This window comes from Kribbella endophytica (assembly GCF_054781295.1).
Genome location: NZ_BAAGUR010000003.1, coordinates 438,910 through 457,486, shown reverse-complemented (window position 1 = coordinate 457,486; position 18,577 = coordinate 438,910). Strand labels below are relative to the sequence as shown.

Annotated in this window: 17 protein-coding genes; 13 read left to right on the top strand and 4 right to left on the bottom strand. The window is 69.7% G+C overall.

Annotation, left to right across the window (positions count from 1 at the left end; genetic code table 11):
- Window positions 1–15 precede the first annotated feature (15 nt).
- Genes ACYVIO_RS28380 through ACYVIO_RS28370 form a run of 3 tightly spaced genes read left to right on the top strand, consistent with a single transcriptional unit; the run spans window position 16 to window position 3,110 of the window.
- Window positions 16–978, top strand: a complete 963-nt coding sequence (locus tag ACYVIO_RS28380; protein ID WP_460653962.1) for a phosphotransferase family protein — start codon at window positions 16–18, stop codon at window positions 976–978.
- Window positions 975–1,868: a Rossmann-fold NAD(P)-binding domain-containing protein gene (locus ACYVIO_RS28375; protein WP_460653961.1), complete on the top strand. Its 894-nt coding sequence runs from the start codon at window positions 975–977 to the stop codon at window positions 1,866–1,868. The genes ACYVIO_RS28380 and ACYVIO_RS28375 overlap by 4 nt, the downstream gene beginning before the upstream one ends.
- 48 nt (window positions 1,869–1,916) lie before the next feature.
- Window positions 1,917–3,110, top strand: coding sequence for an MFS transporter (locus ACYVIO_RS28370; RefSeq protein WP_460653960.1), 1,194 nt, complete (start codon window positions 1,917–1,919; stop codon window positions 3,108–3,110).
- Here the strand turns inward: ACYVIO_RS28370 and ACYVIO_RS28365 are convergent.
- From ACYVIO_RS28365 to ACYVIO_RS28355, 3 genes are read right to left on the bottom strand one after another with little or no spacing between them, the layout of a single operon-like run.
- The gene (locus ACYVIO_RS28365; RefSeq protein ID WP_460653959.1) at window positions 3,097–4,140 is read right to left on the bottom strand and encodes a LacI family DNA-binding transcriptional regulator; all 1,044 of its coding nucleotides are present in this window, start codon (window positions 4,138–4,140) and stop codon (window positions 3,097–3,099) included. The genes ACYVIO_RS28370 and ACYVIO_RS28365 overlap by 14 nt on opposite strands.
- 8 nt (window positions 4,141–4,148) lie before the next feature.
- Window positions 4,149–5,123, bottom strand: coding sequence for a ribokinase (locus ACYVIO_RS28360; protein ID WP_460653958.1), 975 nt, complete (start codon window positions 5,121–5,123; stop codon window positions 4,149–4,151).
- A complete protein-coding gene (locus ACYVIO_RS28355; protein WP_460653957.1) occupies window positions 5,120–5,770 on the bottom strand; it encodes a KpsF/GutQ family sugar-phosphate isomerase in 651 nt (216 codons plus the stop codon). Before ACYVIO_RS28355 ends, ACYVIO_RS28360 begins: the two co-directional genes overlap by 4 nt.
- A gap of 223 nt (window positions 5,771–5,993) precedes the next feature.
- On the opposite strand from ACYVIO_RS28355, the gene ACYVIO_RS28350 reads away from it, so the two are divergent.
- The 4 genes from ACYVIO_RS28350 to ACYVIO_RS28335 are packed head-to-tail and all read left to right on the top strand — an operon-like array spanning window position 5,994 to window position 11,153.
- Entirely contained in the window at window positions 5,994–7,358 is a 1,365-nt protein-coding gene (locus ACYVIO_RS28350; protein WP_460653956.1) for an ABC transporter substrate-binding protein, read from the top strand.
- Window positions 7,358–8,314, top strand: coding sequence for a carbohydrate ABC transporter permease (locus ACYVIO_RS28345; protein WP_460653955.1), 957 nt, complete (start codon window positions 7,358–7,360; stop codon window positions 8,312–8,314). The genes ACYVIO_RS28350 and ACYVIO_RS28345 overlap by 1 nt, the downstream gene beginning before the upstream one ends.
- Window positions 8,304–9,101 (top strand): carbohydrate ABC transporter permease, encoded by a 798-nt coding sequence (locus ACYVIO_RS28340; RefSeq protein WP_460653954.1) that lies wholly within the window; start codon window positions 8,304–8,306, stop codon window positions 9,099–9,101. Before ACYVIO_RS28345 ends, ACYVIO_RS28340 begins: the two co-directional genes overlap by 11 nt.
- Window positions 9,102–9,110: 9 nt before the next feature.
- Window positions 9,111–11,153: a DUF4185 domain-containing protein gene (locus tag ACYVIO_RS28335; protein WP_460653953.1), complete on the top strand. Its 2,043-nt coding sequence runs from the start codon at window positions 9,111–9,113 to the stop codon at window positions 11,151–11,153.
- On the opposite strand, the gene ACYVIO_RS28330 is transcribed toward ACYVIO_RS28335, so the two are convergent.
- Window positions 11,150–11,809 (bottom strand): maleylpyruvate isomerase family mycothiol-dependent enzyme, encoded by a 660-nt coding sequence (locus ACYVIO_RS28330; RefSeq protein WP_460653952.1) that lies wholly within the window; start codon window positions 11,807–11,809, stop codon window positions 11,150–11,152. The genes ACYVIO_RS28335 and ACYVIO_RS28330 overlap by 4 nt on opposite strands.
- Before the next feature lie 93 nt (window positions 11,810–11,902).
- Here ACYVIO_RS28330 and ACYVIO_RS28325 point away from each other — a divergent pair, with 93 nt between their 5' ends.
- From ACYVIO_RS28325 to ACYVIO_RS28300, 6 genes are all read left to right on the top strand, one after another.
- The gene (locus ACYVIO_RS28325; RefSeq protein WP_460653951.1) at window positions 11,903–12,505 is read left to right on the top strand and encodes a CGNR zinc finger domain-containing protein; all 603 of its coding nucleotides are present in this window, start codon (window positions 11,903–11,905) and stop codon (window positions 12,503–12,505) included.
- Window positions 12,502–13,200, top strand: a complete 699-nt coding sequence (locus ACYVIO_RS28320) for a VOC family protein (protein ID WP_460653950.1) — start codon at window positions 12,502–12,504, stop codon at window positions 13,198–13,200. Before ACYVIO_RS28325 ends, ACYVIO_RS28320 begins: the two co-directional genes overlap by 4 nt.
- Window positions 13,200–14,261 (top strand): succinyl-diaminopimelate desuccinylase, encoded by a 1,062-nt coding sequence (gene dapE, locus ACYVIO_RS28315; RefSeq protein ID WP_460653949.1) that lies wholly within the window; start codon window positions 13,200–13,202, stop codon window positions 14,259–14,261. The genes ACYVIO_RS28320 and dapE overlap by 1 nt, the downstream gene beginning before the upstream one ends.
- Before the next feature lie 54 nt (window positions 14,262–14,315).
- Window positions 14,316–15,173: an LOG family protein gene (locus tag ACYVIO_RS28310; protein WP_460653948.1), complete on the top strand. Its 858-nt coding sequence runs from the start codon at window positions 14,316–14,318 to the stop codon at window positions 15,171–15,173.
- Between the two features lie 348 nt (window positions 15,174–15,521).
- Window positions 15,522–18,017, top strand: coding sequence for a DivIVA domain-containing protein (locus tag ACYVIO_RS28305; RefSeq protein WP_460654628.1), 2,496 nt, complete (start codon window positions 15,522–15,524; stop codon window positions 18,015–18,017).
- Entirely contained in the window at window positions 18,014–18,574 is a 561-nt protein-coding gene (locus ACYVIO_RS28300; RefSeq protein ID WP_460653947.1) for a DNA-3-methyladenine glycosylase I, read from the top strand. Before ACYVIO_RS28305 ends, ACYVIO_RS28300 begins: the two co-directional genes overlap by 4 nt.
- The last annotated feature ends 3 nt before the right edge of the window (window positions 18,575–18,577 follow it).

Genomic DNA, 18,577 nt, shown 5'->3' with positions numbered 1-18,577 from the left:
TAATTGGTGCGCACAGTGCGGACAGGGCGTGCTCTACTGGCTGGTCTGGACCGGCTGGTCCGGGAAGGGGTGTACGGCGTGCTGCCGGTGTGGATCGAGGCCGTCGAACCGGCCGTGCTGAAGGCGACCGGGGCACCGGCGCTCGACGAGGTGAGCGGCGACCGGTTGCGGTACTGGGGGTCGTCGGAGGTCTGGCGGCTGTCGTACGGACTGCGCAGTGTGATCGTCAAGCGGGGGAGTGACGCGCAGAGCACCGAAGGTACGGCGTACGAGCGGTACGTGCGGCCGTTGCGGCTGCCGGCTCCGGAGCTGCTCGAGCTGGTGCGGCTGGACGGCGCGGTGCTGCTGGTGATGGAGGACGTCGGCCGGGTGACGCTGGAGCAGGAGCCGAGCCTGGACGGGTTCGTGGCGGCGGTCGAGCTGCTGGCGGAGATCCGGGCGGTGGAGGTCTCGGGGGAGAGCGAGTTCACCGCGGACCGGCTGGTGGGGTTGGCGGCTGAGATCTCAGCTGGTCGCAAAGCCTGGGTCGAGGACCCGGCGCCGCTCGCGTCTTCTGCCGACCTGGTTGAGCGCGTCGAGACCCGGCTGCGGCCCGCGGTCGACGAGCTGCACCGCCACGTGCGACCGGCCGTGGTGCACGGGGACTACGTCGGCAAGAACCTCGTCACCGACGGCAAGCGCTGGACGCCGGTCGACTGGCCGTTGACCTACCTGGCGCCGCAACTGCCCGACCTCTACACGCTCACCCGCGAAGCCGTTGCCCTCGGCCACGATCGCGACCTGCTCGTCGGCCGGTACTGCGAGGTCGCCGAGGCCGATCACGGGCTGGTGGAGCGGCAGGTGCTGACCGGAGGCTGCGGGTTCACGTTGCGCGCGCTGGCCTGGGTGATCGAGGAAGGCGTGCACACCGTGCCGTCGTCGAAGGACTGGATCGACCCGCTGCTCGAGGAGCTCGACGGTCTGCTGGAGCAGTTGTGAGGCTGCTCGTGCTCGGCGGGACCAAGAACCTCGGTCGTCATCTTGTGGAGGCCGCGCTGCGGGACGGCCACGAGGTCACGCTGTTCAACCGCGGGCTGACCGGGCCGTCGCTGTTTCCCGAGGTCGAGCGGATCGTGGGGGAGCGCGCGGCGCCCGGCGTACTGGCTGGTGGTGAGTGGGACGGCGTGATCGACATGTCCGGCTTCCTCGTCCGCGACGTCCAACGAAGTGCCGAGGTCCTGCGGGATCGCGTCGGGCACTACACGTTCATGTCCACGATCGGCGTGTACGCCGACCAGCGGACGCCGGGGCAGACCGAGGACGCGGAGTTGTTGCCCTGGCCAACCGATGCGCCGGAGGACGTGTTCTCGATGGATCTCTACGGGCCGTCCAAGGTCCGTGCCGAGCTGTTGTTGGCCGACCTGTACGGCGACCGCACGGCCGCGATCCGCTCCGGCTTCGTCGTCGGCCCGTACAACCCCGACTTCGGCAACTGGGGGCAGGCGGTCGCCGCGATGGGCATGCTCGAGTGCGCGGCGCGGCCCGAGCAGCCGATCCAGTGGCTGGACGCTCGGGACCTGGCGGATTTCCTGTTGCTGGTCACGACTCAACGGCTCGCCGGACCGTTCGCGGCGGTGAGTGAGACCTGGACGATGCGGGAGCTGGCCGAGGCGTGGCGGTCCGTCGTACCGGCTGAGCTGGGGGTGGACTGGGCGCCGGAGGTCGATCGGTTCCACCTGCCGCACGACGGGTCGAACGACGGGACCTTCCAGCTCGACAACTCGCGGGCTGTTGCTGCTGGGCTGCGAGTGCGGCCGCCTTCGGCGAGCGCCCTGGACTGCGTCCGCTGGATCCGCGCCGGCAACATCCCACCGCCACCACCACACTAACTTCTCTTCACCTCATGTATCTTGATGTCGAGAGATACGGAGGAGAGGATGAGCGGCTTCAGCCTCTGGCGCATTGCTGTGCCTGCGTTCGGTCCAACGGTGCTGAACGCTGTGGGGCAAGGTGCTGTTCTGCCGGTGGTGGCGCTGTCGGCGCTCCAATTGGGCGCCTCGGTCGGCTTCGCCGCGTTCCTGGTCGGCGTACTGGGCATCGGCCAGTTCGCCGGCTCGCTCCCGGCGGGCGCGCTCGTCGTACGGATCGGTGAACGCCGCGCACTCCTCGTCGCGGCCGTCGTCAGCGCGGTCGCGTGGTGCGCCGCGATGGTCGTCCGTACGCCGTGGCTGCTCGGCCTCAGCCTGCTGGTCGCCGGCCTGGCCGGCGCCGTGTTCAGCCTGGCCCGCCAGTCGTACGTCACCGAGGTCGTCCCCGTCGAGCTCCGCGCCCGCGCGCTGTCCACCCTCGGCGGAGTCAGCCGGATCGGCCTCTTCGTCGGCCCGTTCCTCGGTGCCTTCGCCGGTCACCACTGGGGCATGTCCGGCGCGTACGGCGTCGGCGTGGCCGGTTCGGTCGGCGCGATCGTCGTCCTGCTCACCGCCGGCGAACCCCAAGGCGCCCACGAACCGATCCAGGTCGAACGCCTCTCCCTGAAGCAGGTGCTCTGGGAGCACCGCCGTACGTTCCTCACCCTGGGCACCGGCGTCTTCGTCATCGCCGTCGCCCGCGCCGCCCGCACCAGCCTGATCCCCTTGTGGGGCGAGCACCTGGGCCTGTCCGCGACCGACACCTCGATCGTCTTCGGCATCACCAACGGCATCGAGATGCTGCTCTTCTACCCCGCCGGCGTAGTCATGGACCGCCTCGGCCGGGTGTGGATCGCAGTCCCCGCCACGGTCCTCCTCGGGCTCGGAATGCTCACCCTCCCGCTCTCCACGGCCTTCACCAGCATCCTCGCCGTAGGCACGCTGATGGCCGTAGGCAACGGCCTGGGCTCCGGCATCGTCAAAACCCTAGGAGCCGACGCAGCCCCACCCGGCCACCGAGCCCAGTTCCTGGCCGGCTGGACCTTCTGCGCCGAGTTCGGCTCAGTCATCGGCCCAGTCCTCATCGGAGCCATCACCCTGGCGTTCCCGCTAGCGGCGGCCTCCCTAACCCTAGGAGCCCTAACCCTCACAGGCTCCACCTGGCTAGCCAAATGGGTCCCGACGTTCGACCCACGTCGTACGGCGAAAGCTACTTCTTCTTAGGGGCCGAGGTTTCGCGGATGTGGAGTTCTGTGCGGAGGGTGACCGTCGACGGCGGGCGGCCGGGGGCGGCGATTCTGTCCTTCAACAGCAAGCCCGCGGTGCGGCCCAGTTCGTACGTCGGCTGGGCGACTGTGGTGAGGCTGGGGACGACGAGGTCGGCCCAGGGGATGTCGTCGAAGCCGACGATGGCGATGTCGGCGGGGGCTCGGACGCCCTTCTTGGCCAGGCATTCCAGGGCACCGACGGTCATCAGGTTGTTGGTGACGAAGAGGGCCTCGGGGGGCTCGGGGAGTTCGAGCAGGCTTTCCATCGCGGCGTAGCCGCCGGCCTCGCGGAAGTCGGCGTGGCGGACCAGGTCCTTGTCGTACCGGATGCCGCCGGCGCGCAGCGCGGCGCGGTACCCGGCGAGGCGGTCCATCGCCGTACTGACGCGGCGCGGGCCGGTGATGCAGGCGATCCGCGAGTAGCCACCGTCGATCAGGTGCTTCACGCCCTCGGCGGCGCCGTGCTCGTTGTCGACCAGGACGGTGTCGGCCTCGACGCCCTCGACGCGGCGGTCGATCAGCACCATCGGCGTCTTCGCCTCGGCGAGCTGCTGCACGCCCTCGGCGGTCGACGTCGGCGAGATCACCACGCCGGCCATCTGCTCGGTCAGCACCGCACCGGCGTACGCCGCTTCCTTGGCCGGGTCCTCGTCGGAGTTGCACAGCACGACGTGATAGCCCTCGGTCTGCGCGACGTCCTCGAGCCCGCGGACCAGCGACGTGAAGAACGGGTTCTCGATGTCGGAGATCACCACGGCCCACAGGTTCGTGCTGGCCCGGCGCAGGTTCCGCGCGACGCCGTTCGGCCGGTACCCGAGCTCGGCGACGGCCGCGCGGACCTTCTCGGACAGCTCCGGGTCCACGTTGCGCCGCCCGCTCAGCACCCGCGACACGGTGGCCGGGGACACGCCCGATCTACGCGCGACGTCGTAGATCGTCGTCATGCTCACTCCCCGTTCAACCCGTAGGCGCCGTCTGGACGGCATCTAGAGTCTCACGGTTGGGGTGGAGCAGCAGCGAACGACGACGAATCGATTTCCAACGAGTCGAGCAGACCGGCCGCGGCAGCCCGCGAGGGAGCCGAAGCGGCAGCCCCGTTCACGGTCGTCGACAGCGCTCCGGCGGCATTCGCAAGCCGTACGGCGTCTGCAAGCGAAGCCCCCTCCGCCAGCGACGCCGCGAGCGATCCGCAGAACGCGTCCCCGGCCCCGACCGTGTCCACGGTGTCGACCCGATGCGGCGCGATCCGCAGTTCGACCCCCGCGGACCGATCCAGCACGTAGGCGCCGCGCGACCCCAACGTCACCACGCACCCGCGCAGGTCCCACTCGTCGGCCAGCTTGCGCGCGATCACCGGCACCTGCGACTCGTCGTCGCAGTCCAGCCCGGTCAGCGCCGCGGCCTCGACCTCGTTCGGGACCAGGATGTCGACGTACGCCGCGAGCGACGGATCGACCGGCCCGACGGGCGCCGGCGTCAGGATCGTGGTGACGCCCGCGGCCGAGGCGAGCCGGAGGGCAGCGCGGCTCGCCTCGACCGGGAGTTCGAGCTGGACACTCAGCACCCGGCTGCCGGTCAGTACGTCGCCCGCGGCCTCGATGTCCGCGGGCGTGATCGCCGCGTTCGCGCGCGACACGATGATGATCGAGTTGCTCCCGTCGGGCAGCACCAACGGCAGCCCGACCCCGGTCCCGAGCGAGGGATGCCGGATCACCCAGTCGATGTCGACGCCGTCGGTCTTCAGCAGGTCGAGGAACTCCTCGCCGTACCGGTCGTCGCCGATCGTCCCGACGATCGCCGTCCGCGCCCCCATCCGGGCCGCGGCGATCGCCTGGTTCACGCCCTTGCCGCCGAGGAACTCCGCGAACCCGGTGCCGTGCAAGGTCTCACCCGGCAGCGGCCGTCGTTCGGCGCTCGCGACCAGGTCCTTCATGAACGACCCGAGCACGCACACGTCGTACCCGCTCATGCCTGCTCCCCGCCGAGCAGCCGCCGCCCGAGTGCACCCGACGGATGGAACCGCGCGAAGTCGTGGTGCGTGAACTCCCGCAGTACGACGAGAGCGCACGCGAGCGCATCACCCATCACCAGCGCGGCGGTGGTCGACGCGGTCGGCGCGAGGTTCAACGGGTCGGCCTCCCGCAGGACCATCGTGTCCAGCGTGTACGTCGCCAGCTGCGCGAGCGTCGACTCCTCGGCCCCGGTCATCGCGATCACCGGGATCTGCCGCTCGGCCAGCATCCGCGCGAACGCGCACACCTCGGCGGTCTCACCCGACGCCGACAAGGCGAGCACGAGATCGCGCGAGGTGACCGCACCCGAGTCGCCGTGCAGGGCGTCGCCGGAGTGGATGAAGGTCGCCGGCGTGCCGGTCGAGGCCAGCGTCGCCGCGATCTTGCGGCCGACCAGGCCGGACTTGCCGAGGCCGGTGACGACCAGATGCCCTTCGCACGCGGCCACCGCGGTCAGTACGTCGAGGAAGACGCCGTCCAGCCGGTCCGCCAGGGCGGAGACGGCCGCGGCCTCGGTCTCGATCGCGGTCCGTGCCGCCGCCAGTCCCCGCGTGACCAGCTCCCGCGGGAGCTGGGCGGTGGGGCGGTCCGCACGGTTCGGCACTACTGGCATCCTCGACCCGCTTTCCGGTCTGTGTCAGAAATCGATTTCCGAAGCGTAGGCAGCGGGTCGCGACGGTGTCAACGTCTGCAACCTGTTCAAAACAAGGCCAACCACCTTGTCCGGTCAAAGTCGGCACCGTCACCCTCTTGACCGTTCCGGTGACCCCTCGTAGATTGCGAGAAATCGATTGCCCGTTCCCGGAGCGCTACCCCTGGAGCCCCTGATGTCCGCAACCCCCAACCCGTACAGGCCGATCAGCCGGCGTTCCGTCCTGCGCGGTGGTCTCGGCGCCCTGGCCGCCGCCGGCATCGGCGGCCCCCTGCTGACCGCGTGCGGAGGTGACGGCGGCAGCGGCGGCGACGGCAAGGAGATGTCGTTCTGGAACTTCTACGGTCCCTCCGACGACGGCGGCCCGCAGAGCAAGTGGTTCGTCGACACGGCCGAGAAGTGGAACGCCAACAACGACGTCAAGGTCAAGCTGCGCTACATCCCGGGCAAGGACTACCTGAACGGGACCACGCTGCAGACCGCCTTCCAGTCCGGCGAGGGCCCGGACATCTTCCTGATCAGCCCCGGCGACTTCCTGCGCTACTACAACGGCGGCGTCCTGCAGGACCTGTCGTCCGCGCTGCCGGCGGAGTCGAAGAGCGACTACCTGCCCGGCCTGCTCGAGGCGCGATCGGTCGACGGCAAGGTGTACGGCCTGCCGATGGAGATCGAGCCGCTCGCGATGTACTACAGCGAGGCCGCCTTCACCAAGGCCGGTCTGTCCGAGGCCGACCTGCCGAAGACCTGGGACCAGACGCTGGCTGTCGCCGAGAAGCTGACCGGCAAGGACCGGTACGGCGTGATGTTCGAGACGCTGCCCGGCTACTACCAGAACTTCACCTGGTACCCGTTCCTCTGGCAGGGCGACGGAACGCCGATCAAGGACGGCAAGGTCGCGTTCGACTCGCCGGCCGCCGTCCAGGCGCTGAAGTTCTGGAAGGACACCGTCCAGGCCAAGGTCGCACCGCGCAAGGCACTCGGCGACGGCGGCGGCGACGTCGTGTCCAACCTCGGCTCCGGCGCGGTCGCCCTGCAGCAGAGCGGGATCTGGGCGGTCGCCGACATGAAGGGCAAGGCCGCCAAGTTCAAGTACGGCATCATCCCGCTGCCGACCCCGGACGGCGGCAAGCCGGCCACCGACCTCGGCGGCTGGGCGTTCGTGGCCAACTCCAAGGGCAAGAACCCCGAGGCCGCGGCCAAGTTCATCGCCTGGGCGCTCGGCTCGACCGACGCCGAGGGCGTCGAGCGGCAGCGGCAGTGGAACACCGTGGTGAAGACCAACGTGCCGCCGCGCAAGTCGGTCCAGCAGGCGGCGGACGCCAAGGGTGCCTTCGAGCAGGGCGTGCTGAAGAAGTTCGTCGACGAGATCGCGCCGACCGGTCAGCCCGAGCCGCGGTTCCCACCGGAGGTGTACCAGCCGATCGCCGACGCGATCCAGGCCTGCCAGCTGAACGGGTCCGACCCGGCCAAGGCGGCGGCTGACGCGGCGGAACGGATCGACACGTTCCTGAAGACCTACCAGGGCGCGCCCATCAGCTGATGACCACGACGACAGCGCCCCCGTCCAAGCCGTCGGTACGCCGTACGACGGCCACGCCCAAGGCCGGCATGACGCGCAAGCGGCGCGAGGCCCTGGCGGCGTACGCGTTCCTCGCGCCGGATCTGCTCGGCCTGCTCGCCTTCGTCGCGGTCCCGATGGTGCTCGCGCTCGGCGTCGCCTTCTTCAAGGTCGACGGCTTCGGCAACTACCAGTACGTCGGCCTGGCCAACTACAAGCTGATGGGCAGCGACGACCAGCTCTGGGCGTCGCTGAGGATCACCGCGATCTACGTGGTCAGCTTCGTGCCGATCGCGTTCGTGATCAGCTTCGGGCTGGCGATGCTGGTCCGCAACCACTTCCGCGGCATCGGCTGGGTCCGGTCGGCGTTCTTCCTGCCGCACGTGGTCAGCCTGGTCGTGGTCGGCCTGATCTGGCAGTTCCTGCTGGTCGACAAGCGCGGTGCGGTCTCCAAGCTGCTGGCGCCGTTCGGGCTCGGTGACGTGTCCTTCCTGGGGACCCCATCGCTTGCCTTGGGCACCTATGTGATGATCAGCGTCTGGTTCGTGATGGGCTACCAGATGCTGGTGCTGCTGGCGGGTCTCAAGGACGTCCCGAAGGAGCTCGAGGACGCCGCGGAGATCGACGGCGCCTCGGCCTGGCAGCGGTTCCGGTTCGTGATCTGGCCGTTGATGCGGCCGACCAGCTTCTTCGTCGTGGTCAACTCGACCATCGGTGCGGTCACGGGTCTGCAGGCCTTCGACCTGGTCTTCGTGCTGACCAAGGGCGGACCGGCCCGGGCCACCAGCACGGTCGTGCTCTACATCTACGAACAGGCCTTCACCTTCAACAACCTCGGGTACGCCGCGGCGCTGACCACGGTCGTGGTGGCGATCCTCGTGCTCTGCACCGGCCTGATGTTCGCCTTCACGAAGGGAGGCCGTTTCGATGAGGACTAAGTTCTTTCCCGTCCTGGCGCACGTGCTGGCCCTGATCGCCGTCGCGCCGTTGCTGTGGGTGCTGCTGAGCGTGCTCAAGCCGGCCGAGGACGTGTTCTCGTTCGGCTGGCCGTCGAGCTGGACGCTCGACAACCTGCAGTACGTGCTGCTGAAGTTCCCGTTGCCCAGGTTCCTGATGAACTCGGCGATCGTGTCGGTCGCGGTCACCGTGATCGCGCTGTTCTTCCACTCGATGGCGGCGTACGCGCTGGCCCGGCTGCGGTTCCCGGGCCGGGCGCTGATCTTCTCCGGCATCATGTCGACGCTGCTGGTGTCGCTGCCGGTGATCCTCGTCCCGCTGTTCCTGGTCGCCAAGCAGTTCGGTCTGCTGGACAGCTACGCCGGGCTGATCGTGCCGAGCATCTTCCATGCCTTCGGCATCTTCCTGCTGCGCCAGTACTACCTGAACATCCCGCGCGAGCTGGAGGAGGCCGCCGACCTCGACGGCTGCGGCTACTGGCGCCGGTACTGGAGCGTCATCCTGCCGCTGAGCCGCCCGGTGCTGGCGTCGCTGTCGGTGCTGTTCTTCCTGGCCAACTGGAACGCGTTCCTCTGGCCACTGACCATCACCCGCAACCCGGATCTGCGCGTCGTCCAGCTCGGCATCTCGGGGCTGCAAGGTCAGTACGCCTCCGCGTGGAACCTGATCCTCGCCGCCGCGGTGATCGCGGCGATCCCGACCGTCGTCGTCTTCGTCGCCGGCCAGAAACGCCTGGTCGACGCGATGAAGACCACCGGCCTGAAGTAGGAGCCCGTCGTGAAGCGTGCCGCGTTGCTTGCCGTCCTGCCGTTGGCCTTCGGGTCGGTCGCCGTACTGACCTCTTCTGGAGACGGCACGTCTCCTCTTGCCGGCGGTGAGAGCACGTACGTCGGTACGGCGACGGTCGAGACGACCGGGCAGGCCAGTCCGAGTGACGGCGACCTGTGGCCGTCGTGCTGGGCCGGGAACGGGGACCTGTACTCCGCGAACGGCGACGGCAAGGGCTTCAGCCTGGACGCGGAGTTCTCCGACATCGCGGTCAGCGAGATCAAGGGCCAGCCGGGATCGTTGACGGGCGCGACGGTCGCCCGCGGCGACCAGGTCGGGTCGATCTGGAGCGGCGCGGGCTACAACCGGAAGCCGACCGGGATGGTCTGCGTCGGCGACACGATGTACCTGGCGGTGCAGGACCTCGCGCTGGACTTCAACGACGTACCGGCGGCGACGATCCTCAAGTCGGTGGATCACGGGCGGACCTGGACCTGGGACCAGCGCAAGCCGATGTTCGGCGACCACGTGTTCACGACGATCTGGTTCGCCGACTTCGGCAAGGGCGGAGCGGCGGCGCCCGACGGGTACGTGTACGCGTACGGGCTGGACGGGAACTGGCGCGACTCCTTCGACGACACGGTCGCGGATCCGCAGAGCGTGTTCCTGGCGCGGGTGCCGAAGCGTCAGGTGCAGGACCGGAAGGCCTGGGAGTTCTTTGCTGGCAGCAACGATCGCGGGAAGCCGGAGTGGTCGCGGAAGATCGCTGACCGGAGGCCGGTGCTGACGGATCAGCGGCGGCTCTACCAGCAGACGTACGGGACCAACGCGAGCAACCTGTCGGTGATCAGCCAGGGCGGTACGACGTACCTGCCCCAGCAGAAGCGCTACGTGTACACGTCGTGGACCGAGTACACGTTCGAGTTCTACGAGTCGCCGACGCCGTGGGGGCCGTGGAAGCACTTCCTGTCCAAGGACTTCGGCGGGTACCCGTGGTCGACGTCCAAGTACGGCGGGTACGGCGTCACGATCCCGTCGAAGTTCGTCCAGCCGGACGGGAAGACGATGTACCTGCAGGCCAACGTGTGCCCGTGCGGTGGCGGCGGGATCGGGACGTCGGTCTACAACTTCAACCTGCGCAAGCTGGTGCTGACGCCGTCGGTCGGTGGGGCTGCCTCGGATCTGCCGGGGACCGCGAACCTGGCCGCCGCCGGAGCTGTCGCTGTTTCCAAGTCTGCGCAATCCGGGAAGCTCGCCCTGCTGAACGACGGGGTGCTGACCGGCAGCGAGACCGACTTCGACGACGAGGTGAAGGGCGCCTCGTGGTGGGGCTACACCTGGCCGTCCAAGCACAAGGTGAACCGGGTCGAGTTCACGTCGGGCGCGGTGTCGGCCGAGGGTGGGTTCTTCACCGGGCGGCCTCGGGTGCAGGTGAAGAGGGACGGGGCTTGGGTCGAGGTCGGCGCGCAGACCGTCAGCCCGGCGTACCCGGGTGATGTTTCCGCGGGCGCCAACAAGACGTACACGTTGACGTTCCCGGCGGTGGAGACCGATGGGGTGCGAGTGATCGGGCTGCCGGGTGGGACGCGGAGCTACACCTCGGTCGCTGAGGTCGCCGTGCGGTACGCCGTACAGGTGGCTGACGGTGGCTTCGAAGGGACCGGCGGTGGGAAGCCGGCTTGGCTCTTCGAGGGAACCGCGGCGAACGGCGTCGATCGTGGGCTCGGGTTCGCCCACTCAGGCGCGAACAACGGGTGGATCCGGACGTCGGGGACCGGCTTCAGCGCGCTCACGCAGAAGGTGCCGGTGCAGCCTGGATCCACCTACACCTTCGGGTCGTGGATCAACGCGTCGGCGGGGTTGCCTGCTGGTGCAGGGAAGTTCGGCGTACGAGGGCTGGGGGAGACGACCTTCGGGGCGTCCACCGGGTACGTGCACCACGAGGTGACGGTGAAGGTGCCGGCCGGGGTGCACGAGGTCACCGTGTACGCCGGGTTCGACGCTCCCGGGACCGACACCTTCATCCAGGTGGACGACTTCACCGTCGGTTAGGGCCAGGGCTGCAACTCCGGGAGGTTTCCGCTGAGGGGCCCCCGGGGCTGTCGGCCGGCCATCCAGGCGGTCAGGTCGGTGAGCTTGCCCTCGATCACGAGCTCGTCGCCCTCGCCGTGGGCCCAGCGGACGCCCGGCGCCTGCAGGACCAGGCGGGTGCCCTCGGGAACGCGCGGGCGGAGGAATGCGAGCAGGTGCATGCAGAAGTCCTGCGACCAGTCGTCGACGGTGTAGCTCAGGTCGAGATCCGCGGCGTGGATGTCGACCTCGCGCCAGGCGTTGAGGACGGTGTCGGCCAGCGTGCCGTTGCGGTGGCGCACCGGGCGTGACCAGTCGTCGACACGCTCCCAGGCGGCGACCAAGTTCGCGAGTGCCTCCTTGGCGTGCTGCGTCAGCTCGTCCGCGGGCTTGGCCGAGTCGCTCTCGATCGCCGCGGTCCGCGCGGGCTGGCCGCCGTCGTACATGTCGACCTGCCGTCCTTCGAGCGCCTCCTCCACCTGTCGCGTCATCGCGTCGCCGAAGTTCCCCAGGTGCGCCACGACGTGCGCCCGCGACCATCCCGGCAGCGCCGACGGCTCACGCGCGGTGGTCTCGTCGAACTCGGCCAGTACGACGTTCAACCGCTGCACGGCGGCCGGGACCTCGGGTTTCAGCATGACGCTCCTAACGGCAGTCACCAGACTTGACGTTAGGACCCTAGAGGAGACCTTCACATGGCAGCAACCGGGTATCCCATTAGACTCGTCCGCGTGCTCGCCCTCGACCTAGCCCGCACCATCCGCCACGACGGCCACGGCGGCCTGCTCGACACCCTCGCGACCCGAGAGGGTGTCGAGGCTTTTCTGGAGCAGACGACGCCGGAGGTCGAGCAGGTAGTCGGGCTGTCCCTTGACCTGTCTTCTCCCGATGTCTCGCCCGCTCTGGTCGAGCTGCGGAGCGTCGTACGGAACTTGTTCGCTCGGGCTGTTCGGCCGGCGGCGCCTACTCGGGTCGAACTGGCGGCGCCGCTCGATCCTTCGACAGCTCTTCGGCGGCTCAACCGGACGGCGGACTTCCTCGGGACTCCTCAGCTGTCCTGGGCCGACGATGCCGACCTGCCGACGACCAGCTGGTCCGCACGCAGCGGCGACCCGCTGAAGCTGTTGACCGGGGCAGTGGCTCGGTCGGCGATCGACTTCCTCAGTGGGCCGGACGTACTGCGCCTGCGGGCCTGCCCGGCGGCGCGATGCGTCAGGTACTTCCTGCAGACCGACCCCCGGCAGACCTGGTGCTCACCATCCTGCGGGAACCGCGAGCGCGTCAACCGGCACTACCGGAAACAGTCGGCGGACCCCTCTAGCCTTGGGGAATGAGTGTTGCGCGCTTCAAGGACCTTTGCGTCGACGTGAGCTCCGTCGGCCCGATGACCGAGTTCTGGGGGACGGTGCTGGGCCTGGCACCCCGGGCGGACGCCCCGGCGGAAGGGCCGGTGGCGCTGCAAGGTGACTCGCCGGAGCAGACGGTCTGGATCAACAAGGTGCCCGAGCCGCGGACCGTGAAGCAGCGGGTGCATCTCGACGTGCACACCTCGGCGATCGCCGACCTGGAGACGCTCGGCGCGACCGTGCAGTCGCCGATCAGCGACGAGCAGAGCTGGGCGGTGATGGAGGACCCGGAGGGCGGAGAGTTCTGCGGGTTCCCGCGGGACAGCGTTCCGGCGTACCGGTTGATGGAGGTCGTGATCGACTCGGCCGACCCGGAGGCGCAGGCGCGCTGGTGGCACGGCGTGCTCGGCGGCGACTTCAACGCCGGCGAGGGAAAGCCGTACAGCTGGCTGGAGAACGTGCCCGGTCTGCCGTTCGACTACTTCGTGTTCATCGAGGTGCCCGAGCCGAAGACGGTGAAGAACCGGGTCCACTGGGACGTCGACGCGGACACCCTCGACGCGGTGCTGGCCGCGGGTGCGACACTGCTGCGGCCCCAGGACGACGAGATCGGCTGGTCGATCTGCGCCGACCCGGAGGGCAACGAGTTCTGCGTGTTCCTGCCCCGACCCGAGGACGACTGATGGCGAAGTTCGATCTGACCCAATCCGGACCCGACCTGACGGCCGCGCTGGTCGACGTCTCGTCGGTGAGTGGCACCGAGGAGGAGATCGCGGACGCGGTCGAGGCCGCGTTGTCGGCGTACGGGCATCTGAAGGTGTTCCGGCACGGGAACACGGTCGTCGCCCGGACCGACCTGGGCCGCGCCGAGCGGATCGTCATCGCCGGGCACCTGGACACCGTCCCGCTGAACGACAACCTCCCGTCGCATCGCGCCGACGGCCTGATCCACGGGCTCGGCGCCTGCGACATGAAGGGCGGCGTCGCCGTCGGGCTCCGGCTGGCCGCGACGCTGGCCGAGCCGAACCGTGACGTCACCTACGTGTTCTACGACTGCGAGGAGATCGAGTCCGAGCGCAACGGGCTGTTCAAGCTCTCGCAGTCCAACCCCGAGCTGCTCGACGGCGTCTTCGCGGTGGTGATGGAGCCGTCGAACGCGGTTGTCGAGGCCGGCTGCCAGGGCACGATGCGGATCGAGATCACCACCCGCGGCGAACGGGCGCACTCGGCGCGTTCGTGGATGGGCGTCAACGCGATCCACGCCGCCGGGGACGTGCTCGCGCGGCTGGCGGCGTACGAGCCGCGCCGGGTGCCGATCGACGGGCTCGAGTACCGCGAGGGTCTGAACGCGGTCGGGATCAGCGGCGGCGTCGCGGGCAACGTCGTACCGGATCTGTGCACTGTGACGGTCAACTACCGGTTCGCGCCGAGCCGGTCCGAGGCCGAGGCCGAGGCGCACCTGCGTGAGGTCTTCGACGGGTACGACGTGGTCGTGACCGACAGCGCGCCCGGCGGGCTGCCGGGGTTGCAGCGGCCGGCGGCGGCCGCGTTCCTCGAGGTCGTGGGCGGGGAACCGAAGCCGAAGTTCGGGTGGACCGACGTCGCGCGGTTCACGCTGCTCGGCGTACCGGCGGTGAACTACGGGCCTGGCGACCCGCTGCTCGCGCACAAGCAGGAGGAGTACGTGCCGGAGGCGGAGATCGAGCAGTGTGAACAGCGGCTGAGGAGCTGGTTGACAGCCTGATTCGCCCGCGCGAGTCCCCGCTGCCCGTCGGCGGGCCGCACTAATCTGGGGGACATGGCAGATTCCATTCACCCAGACCGCCCCCAGTCCCAGCAGCGGGGACCGGTGGTCATGCGGCGCAACCAGGTGCAGCAGGGGACCTCCGAGCAACGGCTCCTGGACAGCCGCGGCCCGTCGGACTGGGTGCACACCGACCCGTGGCGGGTGCTGCGGATCCAGTCGGAGTTCATCGAGGGCTTCGGCATGCTCGCCGAGCTCGGCGCGGCGATCAGCGTGTTCGGGTCGGCGCGGACCAAGCCCGACGACCCGATGTACGCCGCCGCCGAGTCGTTCGGGCGGAAGCTGGTCGGCGCCGGGTACGCGGTGATCACCGGCGGTGGGCCGGGCGTGATGGAGGCCGCGAACAAGGGTGCCTCCGAGGCCGGCGGGGTGTCGGTCGGGCTCGGCATCGAACTGCCCTTCGAGAACGGCCTGAACGAGTGGGTCGACATCGGGATGAACTTCCGGTACTTCTTCACCCGCAAGACGATGTTCGTGAAGTACGCGCAGGGGTTCGTGGTGATGCCCGGCGGTTTCGGGACTTTGGACGAGCTCTTCGAGGCGCTCACCCTGGCCCAGACCCGCAAGGTGACGTCGTTCCCGGTGGTGCTCTTCGGTACGTCGTACTGGGGTGGTCTGGCCGACTGGCTCCGCGACACCATGCTTGCCGACGGCAAGATCTCCGCCGCGGACCTGGACATGTTCACGATCACCGACGACGTCGACGAGGCCATCAGCTACATCGTCAAGGCCGGCGAAATGGCCGACGCGGCCGCGGAGGAGGCGGCTGCTGCCGCGGCTGCGGATGTGGAGGACAACCCCGAGGCCCGCGAACGACGAGAGCAGCACCGCCTGGGCTCAGACGGCAGCTGACACCGAGGCCGTGCGGGCGGGGTGTGCCTGCTCGTCTTGTTGTCACACCGCGTGCGTGACAACAAGTAGGCACGCGCGCTGCGGTGTGCCTGCCCGCACTCGTCCCCACCTGATACACCCGATGGTGTGCCTGCTCGTCTTCTCCTCACCCCGCGTGCCTGACAACGAATAGGCACGCGCACTGTGATGTGCCTGCCCGCACTCGTCCCCACCCGACACCCCAAGTCGGCAGGCCCGCTGTGGTGCACCTGCGCGGAAGTTGACGAGTGTGTGCACCCGCGTCTCGGTGGCGCAAACCCGCGGGGATTGTGCGCCGGTGCACCCCGGCGTGGCACGATCGGTCCCGTGATGTGGTTCTTCGGGCTGATTGTCGTCGTACTGATCGGTGCTGTCGCCGTCGTCGCCTCCGGGCGCTGGGGTGGGATGAGCCCCGCCTACGACGACCGGCCGGACGTGTCCGTACCCGCCCGCCAAGTGCTGTCGTCCGACGACATCGCGACCACCCGGTTCGCGGTCACGTTGCGCGGCTACCGGATGGACGAGGTCGACGGCCTGCTCGAACGCCTCGGCCGCGAGGTCGCCGAACGCGACCGCCGCATCGCCGACCTCGAACGCGCCCTCACCCCCATCCTCCACGGCCCCGAAGGCGCCGGCTTCGCCTCCCGCGCCGACTACGACCCCACCGACTTCGACGACACCGGCTACCAGAAGCCGATCCTCGTAGGCGGCGACTTCCCGCAGGGCGCCCCCGCAGCGGACCAGCAGGCTGCCACGGATCAGCAGGCTGCTGCCGACCAGCACGCTGCCACTGACCAGCACGCTGCTGCTGCCCCGGAGGCCGCCGCACGGCAGCAGTCCGCCGCCGACTCGGAGGCCGCCGCAGGGCAGCAGTCCGCTGCCGACCCGCAGTCGACTGCAGGGCAGCAGTCCGCCGCAGACCCGCAGTCCACTGCAGGACAGCAGTCCGTCGCCGAGATGTCGTCCACACCTGAGGAGTTCCGCTCCGGTTCCGACCTGCAGGCGGCCGCTGAGCCGCAGCAGTCAACTGCAGAGCAGGCGCCCGTCATCGAGCACCAGGCCGCCGCCCCACGGCAGCCGTCGGCTGCGACCGAGCACCAGAGCATCCTTGACGCACGGTTGGCCGCCATCGAGGCACGGAAGTCTGCCGCTGAGCCCCAGCAGTCTGCCGCCGAGCCGACACAGACGGACGCCCCGCCGCCCCAAGCCGGCCTGGGCTACCCATCAGCCACCCCGCCGCCGCAGCCCGAGCCGGAGCCGACGCTTCCGCCTGAGCCGGACCCGGTACGCCCGCCCGAGCCGGAGCCCACGCCGCCGCCGCAGCCCGAGCCGGGCCTGCCGCCGGAGCCGGTGCTTCCGCCTGAGCCGGAGCCCACTCGGCCGCCGGAGCCGGAGCCCGTCCTCCCGCCTGACCCAGCCCTGCCGCCGCAACCCCAGGACAACCCGTACGCCGGCCCGGCCGACGTACAGGAAGCCCCGTACGCAGGCCCCGCCACCCAGCAAGCCGACCCGTACGCAGGCCCTGCCACCCAGCAAGCCGACCCGTACGCGGCACCCGCAGACGCCCCGTCCCAGGCAATCCCGTACGCCGACTCGGCGAACCCGACCCCCCGGCCTCAACCGGCCCCGTACACCCAGCCGACGGACGCGCTAGGCGCCTCGCAGTACGAGCCCCAGACCGAAGCACCGGCCGCCGCACATGAGAACCCGTACGAGTCCCCGACCGACCAACCGACCGCCGTACAGGCGAACCCGTACGAGCCTCCGACAGCCGTACAGCAGAACCCGTACGAGCTTCCGATCGACCAGCCGGCCGCCCTACAGGCGAATCCATCCGAGCCTCCGACTGCTGCGCCGGCCGCCGGGCCTGCGGACTCGTACGAGCCCTCGGTCGACGGACAAGCGAACCCACGTGAGGACCAGGGCGACGCGGCAGCCGACGTACAAGCCGACCCGCACGGCACTCCGGCGACTGCGCCGGGCGCGCAAGCAGACCCGTACGGCACTCCGGGTGCGCAGGCCGACCCATACGCGGCTCCGGCAGCGCCGGGGTGGGCTGTGGGTGCTGAGGCGTACCCGATCCGGCAGGTAGATGAGTACTCGCCGACGCTCGACCAGCTCGGCATGCAGGAGCCGGTTGCTGCGCCGCAGCCCGAGGCTGAGCCGGAGCCCTGGTTCCAGCACGGGCCGCCGCCCGCGTCCCCGCAGGCCGAGCAACTGCCGCTGGACCACGCGACCGCCGCCGTTCAGCCAGCCGACGAGGTCGAGGCCGACGAGGCCGACGCCGACACCGACGAGGCCGAGGGCATCTGGCGACTGCCCACCGGATCCGGGGAGGCCGGCCAGGCCAGCGCCGAGCCTGCAAGTGGTGGGCACGACACGGCTGGGGCTGGATCTGCGAGCACTGGGTCTTCGGATGGCGCGCAAGGGTCGGCCTGGGCCGCGAGTGCCGACGGCTCGGAAGCTGCCGAAGACACCACCACCGGACCAAGGACCGCCGGATCTGGGATCGCTGGTTCGGGGAACGCCCAGCCGGTAAACGGTGGACTTGGGAACACCGCGCCGGGGTATGCCGGGCCCGGGAACACAGGGCTGGAGAACGTCGCGCCGGGGAACGCCGGGCCTGGGAACACCGGGCTGGAGAACGGTGGACCTGAGAACACCGGGCCTGGGAACACCGCGCCGGGAAGCGCCGGGCCGACGGCCAGCGAAACCGCGAGCACCGGACAGCCAAGCGAGAACGGCGAGGCAGGTGACGCCTCCGAGGATGCCCCGCGTGGCCGGCACAGTGCGGTGTCTGATGTGGTTCGGCGTCCGGGGCTGTGAGTGTGCTGGGGGCCGATGGGCGGCCTCGGTGTGACTGGGCGGTGTCGGCGCCGGAGTACGTGGCCTACCACGACGACGAGTGGGGGCAGGTGATCCGCGACGACCACGGGCTGTACGAGCGGATGACGCTTGAGGGGTTCCAGTCGGGGCTGTCGTGGATCACGATCCTGCGGAAGCGGGAGAACTTCCGGCGGGCGTTCGCCGGGTTCGACCCGGAGGTGGTGGCGGCGTACGGCGAGGACGACCGGGCGCGGCTGATGGGCGACGCGGGAATCGTGCGCAACCGGCTGAAGGTCAACGCGGCGATCGTCAACGCACGCGCCTTGCTGGAGCTGGAGCCGGGGGAGTTCACCGAGTTCCTGTGGTCGTTCCAGCCCGATCACCAGTCCGTGCCGAAGACGCTGTCCGACGTACCGGCGACCACGCCGGAGTCGATCGCGATGGCCAAGGCGCTGAAGAAGAAGGGCTTCGTCTTCGTTGGCCCCACCACCGCCTACGCCCTGATGCAGGCCACCGGCATCGTCAACGACCACCTCGCCGACTGCATCGCCCGCTGACCT

Coding starts and splice junctions, on each gene's coding strand:
- ACYVIO_RS28305 (WP_460654628.1), top strand. CDS start 15,522: ATGTGGTTCTTCGGGCTGATTGTCGTCGTACTGATCGGTGCTGTCGCC.
- dapE (WP_460653949.1), top strand. CDS start 13,200: ATGGCGAAGTTCGATCTGACCCAATCCGGACCCGACCTGACGGCCGCG.
- ACYVIO_RS28310 (WP_460653948.1), top strand. CDS start 14,316: ATGGCAGATTCCATTCACCCAGACCGCCCCCAGTCCCAGCAGCGGGGA.
- ACYVIO_RS28345 (WP_460653955.1), top strand. CDS start 7,358: ATGACCACGACGACAGCGCCCCCGTCCAAGCCGTCGGTACGCCGTACG.
- ACYVIO_RS28370 (WP_460653960.1), top strand. CDS start 1,917: ATGAGCGGCTTCAGCCTCTGGCGCATTGCTGTGCCTGCGTTCGGTCCA.
- ACYVIO_RS28365 (WP_460653959.1), bottom strand. CDS start 4,140: ATGCCGTCCAGACGGCGCCTACGGGTTGAACGGGGAGTGAGCATGACG.
- ACYVIO_RS28320 (WP_460653950.1), top strand. CDS start 12,502: ATGAGTGTTGCGCGCTTCAAGGACCTTTGCGTCGACGTGAGCTCCGTC.
- ACYVIO_RS28350 (WP_460653956.1), top strand. CDS start 5,994: ATGTCCGCAACCCCCAACCCGTACAGGCCGATCAGCCGGCGTTCCGTC.
- ACYVIO_RS28360 (WP_460653958.1), bottom strand. CDS start 5,123: ATGAGCGGGTACGACGTGTGCGTGCTCGGGTCGTTCATGAAGGACCTG.
- ACYVIO_RS28340 (WP_460653954.1), top strand. CDS start 8,304: ATGAGGACTAAGTTCTTTCCCGTCCTGGCGCACGTGCTGGCCCTGATC.
- ACYVIO_RS28330 (WP_460653952.1), bottom strand. CDS start 11,809: ATGCTGAAACCCGAGGTCCCGGCCGCCGTGCAGCGGTTGAACGTCGTA.